Consider the following 5,039-nt stretch of genomic DNA (forward strand, 5'->3'; position numbering starts at 1 on the left):
GTGGTCGGCCGCGTCTTTTGTTTATACCCCCCCGGTCGGGCGACGCGCGGGCCGCCCCCGGGGCGGCCGGCCCCCTCGCGATTCGCGGGGCCCGGCCGTCCCTACCATGGGTGCCGCGCCGTGACACGGGTCGTTCGACCGGCTCGTGCCACCGGCGCAGGGCGACCGCTCAGTAGAGGGTGATCGACCTCGCCTTGTCGTTGGCTCCCCGCGGGACGTTCACCGGCGGGCCGTAGGGGCCGCCACCGATCAGGTATCCGGTGCAGCCGGAGCCGTCGTACAGGCTCAGGGTGCCGCCACTCCGGTTCCAGAAGGCGCTTGTCCTGTTGTCCATGCCGTAGTTGGCGAGCTTGAAGGAGCCGGCGCTGGGCACCACCCAGAGCTGGCCACCGCCGTTGGTGTCCGAGAACAGGCACACCTGGCCGTGGAGACAGTTGTCCCACACCGTCGCCGGGGAATCGCTGCTGACGGCGATCGGCTGGATCACGGCAGGACCGCCGCTCCCCTCACCGACGGCCGCCTGGGCCGAGGCGGTGCCGGCCGCGGACGCGATCATCAGGACCGCGCCGGCCGCGGCCAGGGCGAATTGACTGCGCATGTGATTCCTCTTTCTTGTCGATCTTGCGGTCTGCCGTGCTTTCCACCCGTAGCACTCCGGACGATTCGCGAGAGGCCCTTGGCCCTTGCCGAACGGTTCCACCGCTACGTCCGACCGTCGGCGCCCGTCTCACCCACGGCGCCGCGCTGTTCACGGTGCGGCCGAAGCGGCTCCCCCCACGTCGTCCGCAGACCCGGTGGCGACTCCACGGTGTGGCCGGCTTGATCGAGAAGTGGCCGCGCGGCATCCGCTTCGTCAACGGCAACAGTCAGCAGTGCCTGGCCGTCTCCTACGGCAGCACCGCCCCGCAGGCTCCCTTGATGCAGTACCCGTGCGGAGACTACCCGGACCACTACTGGGACTACGGCCCGCGCCGGTAGCGGCCCGGGCGCAGCTCGGTCGATCGTGTCGGCGGTCGCTTCCCACCACCTCGGGTCGGTCGCGGCGGTCGAGCCGGAGGAGGCCAAGCGGTGCCGCCGCTTCGGTCAGGTCCCGGCCTGCTCGGCCGCTCCGGTCGGGCCCGGGCCGGGCAGCGGCGTGTGCGGGCGGCCGGGCCGTCGCCGCCCGGTGGCGCCCACGGCCGCGCCGACGGCGGTGGCGGCCAGAGCCCACAGGAAGACCTGCTCCGAGGCCTGCGACCAGGCCGCCACCCGGCCCGCCGCCCACTGGAGGTAGGGCACCAGCGCCACCGCGGCGGACCCGACCCCGAGAGCGGACAGCACCATCACCGAGCGTCCGGCCGGCCGCGGGCCGTGCCGCAGGAACCACAGCATCGGAAGCAGTCCCAGCGTCAGCACGCTCGCGGGCAGCACCCCGGGCACCTTCCACAGCAGCTCGCCGCTGCAGAGCCAGGCCGCGAGCCGTACCCACAGCAGGCAGATCCCCTGACGGAGCACCAGGTGCAGGAGCTCCCGCCCGCGCCCGGCGGCCGGGGCGGTGCACAGCAGCCGGGCGGCGGCGGCCGCCAGCACTCCCGCGAAACCGGCGGTCACCGCGACGGGCAGGCCCAGGGCCCAGGATCGGGGGCGGGGCTTCTCGGCTGCGACGACCTGGCGGACGGGGTAGTCCTGGAACGACCAGGTGCCGTCGGGGGTGCCGCGCACCAGCCCGCGAGGGGGGTAGTGGGCCAGCACGGCCCACCCCTCCGGGGCGATGACGACGATCAGTTCGGCGGGGTACAGGTCAACGGCCCGGGCCGGGGTCGGAGCCGGAGCTGCGGTCCCGGGCGGGGACGGGGTCGGGGACCCGAACGGGGACGCGGGTGACGGTGGGCCGGGCACGGGAGGCACGGCCGGCTCCGCGGCGATCACGCCCGGATCGGTCTCCGAGCCGTCCGCGTCCGCCGGCGGAGGGGGCGTGGGCGGGCTCGGGGTCGGGTCCGGCAGTCGGCGCCACCGCGGACCGGGGTCGAAGGCCGTCCGCCAGGTCAGGCCGCCGTCCTCGCTGACCTCGACGGGTGCGGTGGAGTCGAGCAGCCGGAAGCAGCGCTGGGAGTCGGCCGGCACGCAGTGACCGTCCTGGGGTCGGCTGTCGCGCGGGCTGTGCCACTCGGAGCGGTCGCGCCCGGACGGAGTCCAGGTCGTCCCGCCGTCCTGCGAGATCCACCGGCCGGCCGGGGTGTCCAGGACCGGCCGCGCCCCCTTGCTCCACAGTTGCGAGCCCCACGGTTCGATCGCCGACGTGGCCACCATCGCGACCACGGCCAGCGGCACCCCGGCCAGCGGCACCCCGGCCAGCGCCGCCCACTGCCACGCTCGCCGGGTCACGCGCGCCCGCGTCCACAGCCACCACGCGATCCCGAGCGCGGGCAGCGCCACCAGGTCGCTCCGGTCCCCCTGGATCCGGCTCGGCACGCCGCTCCACGACCAGACCGCGGAGGCGAGCTCGCCACCCGAAGGGCCGGACTTCGCCACGGCGAACATCACCGCCGTGCCCGACAGCCCCACGATCGCCGGCCAGTCACCGCGCAGCCGCAGCAACGGGGTCGACACCAGCGCCAGGACCACCGGCGAGACCAGCATCCACGCCAGGTCGCTGACCTTCCCGGTGACCGCGCCCGGCCAGACCCGCTTGCCCACGTGGTCGTTGAACAGCAGCACCAGCACCGCGCCCAACGTCCCCGGATGCCCCGCCCAGCGGACGACCGCCCGGACCGCTCCCCGCTCCCCCACCCCGCGCATACCCGCGAGTCTCCCCCGCCCGGTGCGCCGGTACGCCTCCGGTTCGCCGCACCTGGCCGCCGAAGGCGAGCACGGCCCTTGCCACCAGGTGGCCATGACGGATCATCAGGTCTCGGCCCGTGGCCGTCACCCGGCGATTCGCACCGGCAGGCTGCGCACACCCCTGAGCATGACGCTCGGGCGGCGTTCGAGGTCGGCCGGGTCGGCGGCCAGGGCGAGGCCGGGGCAGCGTGCGAGGAGGGCGCGCACGGCGGCCGCGGCCTCGGTACGGGCGAGCGGGGCACCGAGGCAGTGGTGGATGCCATGGCCGAAGCCGAGCTGACCGGCCGGCTTGCGCCGGACGTCGAACCGGTCGGGGTCGGGGAAGTGGCGTGGGTCCCGGGACGCGGCGGCGAGCGAGACGAGGACGGAGTCGCCGGCCGCGATACGGGTGCCGCCGATCTCCACGGCCTCGGCCGCGAAACGGAAGGCGGCGGCGCCGACCGGCCCGTCGTACCGGAGCATCTCCTCGATCGCGCCGTCGACGAGGCCCGGGTCGGCCCTCAGGGCGGCGAGCTGGTCGGGGTGGGTGAGCAGCGCGAGCACACCGCCCGAGATGAGGTTGACCGTCGTTTCGTGACCCGCGACGAGCAACAGGAAGGCCATGCCGAGGAGTTCCTCGGCCGACAGCGGCGCCGGCCCCTCGCCACCGGACCCTGCGGCGACGACGAGGGCGCTGAGCAGGTCGTTGCCGGGATCGGCCCGCTTGTCCTCGATGAGGGCGGCGAAGTAGGCGGTCATGCCGGCGACCGCGGCACCGGCCGCCTCTGCCGAGGTGGGCGCCACGATCTCGCCGGACCAGTGGTGGAAGTCGCCGTGGTCGGCCGACGGCACCCCGAGCAGGTCGCAGATGACGGTCAGGGGCAGCGGCAGCGCGAACGCGCTCACGAGATCGGCGGACCCGGCGCCGGCCACCGTGTCGAGCAGGCCGTCGAGCAGGTGGTCGGCGAGCTTCTCGATCCGGGGGGCCAGCGCCGCGATCCGCCCGGGGGTGAACTCGCGGGCGACGAGCGCCCGCAGGCGGGTGTGCTGGGGCGCGTCGGTCTGGAGCATGTTGAGGCCGATGGCGTGGCCGCCGTCGTCCGTCCACGAGGAGGAGTGGCGGATGTCGTTGCGCAGCCGGGGATCGGTGAGGGCGGCACGGGCCTCGTCGCGGGCCACGATCAGCCATGCCTCGCCGGACTCGGGGACGAGGATGCGGTGCACCGACCCCTGCGCGCGCAGCGCGGCGTAGACGGGGTACGGGTCGACGGTGACGTCCAGGCCTTCGGGGGCCAGATCCTGAAGTGTCGGAGCGCTCATGGCAGTTCCCTCCCAGCGGATAAACGGGCAGTAGTCCCCGTTTCATGGTCGGACCGTACCAGGAAACGGGGACTCCTCCCCACTAGGGTGGCTCGGCGCACCGCACACCACGGCGAACCGCACGTCGACACCGCTTGACGGACCGTCATCGCCCGACCGGACGCCAGGTCAACTGCCGTGCGGAGCTGTCAAGTAGGCCTTTGCCAGGGTGGTGACCATGACGCTGTGAGAGACTGGCGTCGCTCAGCGGGGCCGGAGCTCCGTCCCGGATGTGTGGCCCGCACACGGTGCCCACGAACCGGGACGCGCCTTCCGCGCCGTGCTGACGAACGGAATGAATACGTAGCCGAGTGGAGAAGTCATGACCAACGTCCGCCTTTCGACGACGATGGGCGACATCGTCCTTTCCCTTGACGAGGCCAGGGCGCCGAAGTCGGTCGCGAACTTCCTGACCTACCTCGACGAGGGGCACTACGCGGAGACGGTGTTCCACCGGGTCATCAGCGGCTTCATGATCCAGTGCGGCGGCGTCGACACCAGCATGCGCATCAAGCCCGCTGCGCGCCGGGTGGAGAACGAGGCGCGCAACGGGCTGAAGAACGTCAAGTACAGCGTGGCGATGGCCCGGACCTCCGACCCGCACTCGGCCAGCGCGCAGTTCTACATCAACACGGTCGACAACGGCTTCCTCGACTACCCGGGCCAGGACGGCTGGGGCTACGCGGTCTTCGGCCAGGTCGTGGAGGGGCACGAGGTCGTGGACCTGATCGCGCAGGTCCCGACCGGGGCGCAGGACGTGCCCCGGGAGCAGATCGTCATCAAGTCCGCCGAGGTGGTGGCCGCTTCGGCCTGATCCGGCCGCGGGCCGGGGCCGGGCGGCCGGCGCGGGGGGGGGGGGGGGGCGGCCGGAGGGGAGCCCC

5 protein-coding genes are annotated in these 5,039 nt (G+C 73.6%); 2 read left to right on the plus strand and 3 right to left on the minus strand.

Annotation, left to right across the window (positions count from 1 at the left end):
- Nucleotides 1–169: 169 nt before the first annotated feature.
- Nucleotides 170–598 (minus strand): peptidase inhibitor family I36 protein, encoded by a 429-nt coding sequence (locus ACFVYI_RS35715; RefSeq protein ID WP_387893342.1) that lies wholly within the window; start codon nucleotides 596–598, stop codon nucleotides 170–172.
- Nucleotides 599–819: 221 nt separating this feature from the next.
- Here ACFVYI_RS35715 and ACFVYI_RS35720 point away from each other — a divergent pair, with 221 nt between their 5' ends.
- Nucleotides 820–978, plus strand: coding sequence for an RICIN domain-containing protein (locus ACFVYI_RS35720; protein WP_387893344.1), 159 nt, complete (start codon nucleotides 820–822; stop codon nucleotides 976–978).
- Nucleotides 979–1,083: 105 nt separating this feature from the next.
- Here the strand turns inward: ACFVYI_RS35720 and ACFVYI_RS35725 are convergent, their stop codons facing one another.
- Both ACFVYI_RS35725 and ACFVYI_RS35730 read right to left on the minus strand, forming a co-directional pair.
- Entirely contained in the window at nucleotides 1,084–2,778 is a 1,695-nt protein-coding gene (locus tag ACFVYI_RS35725; protein WP_387893346.1) for a hypothetical protein, read from the minus strand.
- 126 nt (nucleotides 2,779–2,904) lie between these two features.
- Nucleotides 2,905–4,119: a cytochrome P450 gene (locus ACFVYI_RS35730; protein ID WP_387893348.1), complete on the minus strand. Its 1,215-nt coding sequence runs from the start codon at nucleotides 4,117–4,119 to the stop codon at nucleotides 2,905–2,907.
- Nucleotides 4,120–4,480: 361 nt separating this feature from the next.
- Between ACFVYI_RS35730 and ACFVYI_RS35735 the strand changes: the two genes are divergently transcribed.
- A complete protein-coding gene (locus ACFVYI_RS35735; protein WP_387893350.1) occupies nucleotides 4,481–4,972 on the plus strand; it encodes a peptidylprolyl isomerase in 492 nt (163 codons plus the stop codon).
- The last annotated feature ends 67 nt before the right edge of the window (nucleotides 4,973–5,039 follow it).

The sequence above is a fragment of the Kitasatospora sp. NPDC058218 genome, from assembly GCF_042882445.1.
Classification (GTDB): domain Bacteria; phylum Actinomycetota; class Actinomycetes; order Streptomycetales; family Streptomycetaceae; genus Kitasatospora.

Bases quoted from the DNA above. Each gene is read 5' to 3' on its own strand.
- ACFVYI_RS35715 (WP_387893342.1), bottom strand. From the start codon at position 598: ATGCGCAGTCAATTCGCCCTGGCCGCGGCCGGCGCGGTCCTGATGATC.
- ACFVYI_RS35725 (WP_387893346.1), bottom strand. From the start codon at position 2,778: ATGCGCGGGGTGGGGGAGCGGGGAGCGGTCCGGGCGGTCGTCCGCTGG.
- ACFVYI_RS35730 (WP_387893348.1), bottom strand. From the start codon at position 4,119: ATGAGCGCTCCGACACTTCAGGATCTGGCCCCCGAAGGCCTGGACGTC.
- ACFVYI_RS35735 (WP_387893350.1), top strand. From the start codon at position 4,481: ATGACCAACGTCCGCCTTTCGACGACGATGGGCGACATCGTCCTTTCC.